This window comes from Pseudomonas tumuqii (assembly GCF_013184545.1).
GTDB classification, from domain to species: domain Bacteria; phylum Pseudomonadota; class Gammaproteobacteria; order Pseudomonadales; family Pseudomonadaceae; genus Aquipseudomonas; species Aquipseudomonas tumuqii.
Genome location: NZ_JAAOJA010000046.1, coordinates 1 through 1,831, shown reverse-complemented (window position 1 = coordinate 1,831; position 1,831 = coordinate 1). Strand labels below are relative to the sequence as shown.

At 56.7% G+C, this 1,831-nt stretch carries 1 protein-coding gene; it reads right to left on the bottom strand.

What is annotated here, in order from left to right; genetic code table 11:
* Positions 1–89: 89 nt before the first annotated feature.
* Positions 90–1,382 (bottom strand): group II intron reverse transcriptase/maturase, encoded by a 1,293-nt coding sequence (ltrA, locus tag G9C89_RS24850; RefSeq protein ID WP_172153363.1) that lies wholly within the window; start codon positions 1,380–1,382, stop codon positions 90–92.
* Positions 1,383–1,831 lie beyond the last annotated feature (449 nt).

Genomic DNA, 1,831 nt, shown 5'->3' with positions numbered 1-1,831 from the left:
CATCGGCATAGGAGGCGGCCTTCATAGGCCGCTCCCCTGCCACACCACCCGGCATGCGGGTCCGCACCGGGCGGTTCGAGAGATTGAGGTTATGAGAGACGTACTAATCCCAGCCTGTCGAACCATGCAATATTCAGCACACGGTTTAACTCAAAACGGCTATTACGCCACCAGCGATGAGAGTTGCTGGCCACCCTGACTGCCACCTGTCGGCTCGCTCCCAGCGTCCGAAGCTCTCGATACATCTTGGGGCCCCGTTTCCACTGTCTGAGTTGGATTGCTCTTAATCGATGTCGTATCCACTCATCCAGCTTGCGCCAGACCGCAGGTGTTTGCGACAACGTGAAGTAAGCCTTCCAACCCAGAAGATAGGGCCGAAGATTATCTGCGATCTGTTGCAAACTACGACCACACGACCGTCGAGTGAACCAGCGGATACGCTGCTGGAATTGCTTTTGCGCCTTGTAAGAGACTGCGCGCCTGACTTCGCCTCGGGCCGTCCATAACTCATAGCCCAGAAACTTGCGGCCAAACGCACTGACCACCGCACTCTTGCTCTCGTTGACGCTCAAGTGCAGCTTTTCATACAAACGCTTCAGCAAGGCCATTACCCGATGCCCTGCTTTCGTACTGCGAACATACACGTTCGCATCGTCGGCATAGCGCACGAAACAATGACCTCGACGCTCAAGTTCTCGATCCACTTCGTCCAGCAGCACATTCGCCAGTAACGGCGAAAGCGGGCCGCCTTGTGGCGCCCCGCGGCGACTTTCCTCGATCACACCGTTGATCAGCGTCCCCGCACCCAGATAAGTCCGAATCAGTCGGATAACCGCCCGATCCGTGATCCGTTTGCGTAAACGATCAATCAAAATGTCGTGATCAACCCGGTCGAAGAACTTTTCCAGATCTACATCCACCACCACTTTTCGGCCTGAGGATACGTATCGCTGAGCCGCCAAAACGGCGTCCTGCGCACGACGCCCCGGACGAAAGCCGTAGCTGTGCTCACTGAAAGTGGGATCAAGTAATGGCTGCAAAACTTGCAACAACGCTTGTTGAATCAGCCGGTCGGTAACCGTCGGGATACCCAACTCGCGTTCGCCGCCGTCAGGTTTGGGGATTACTACGCGCTTTACCGGACTGGGCCGGTAGGTATCCGAAAGAAGCTGTTCACGAATCCTCGGCCACTGGCTCAACAAATATTCGGCGGTCTGTTCAATGTCCAGGCCGTCGACGCCTGCTACACCCTTGTTGGCCTTGACTCGCTTCCATGCCCGTTTCAGGTTTTCTCTCGCAAAGGCCCGATCCAGCAGCCCTTGCCCTGAGTTGTCGGTTTCATTTTGCGGGCGATTGACCTCGTCGCTGACAGGACTTCTCACGGCTTCACCGCTCGCTATCTCCGTCCGCCCCGCGTTTGGCAGGCATCTGACTTCCGGTCGTTCGCATCAACATGGCCTATAACGCTTTCTCTCGTTCGGCCCTTCGTCAAAAAAGACTACTACGGCCTCTGCTGACTTCTCGCTCCGGCTGGCGCCGTCGCCCTTTCAGGCATGAGGCGAGATCTCCCCAGGTAAGAACGCAATCCTTCACCACACAACCGCCGGATTTACGCAGCCTGATCCTTGACCACAAGAGCTTCGCGGTTTTATGCCCGCTCGCCCTGATCGGCTTCGCCTTCTATCCGATTCTTGTACATCGGCTCATGGCTTCGATCCACGCTTCCTCCCCACACTCGGTCGCCCTCATGCAGTTGCGCTTCACTTCGTTCGCTGTGGTCAGCTTACGGCGGGACTTTCACCCACAAGATTGCGCCCATGCTGGGCGCACA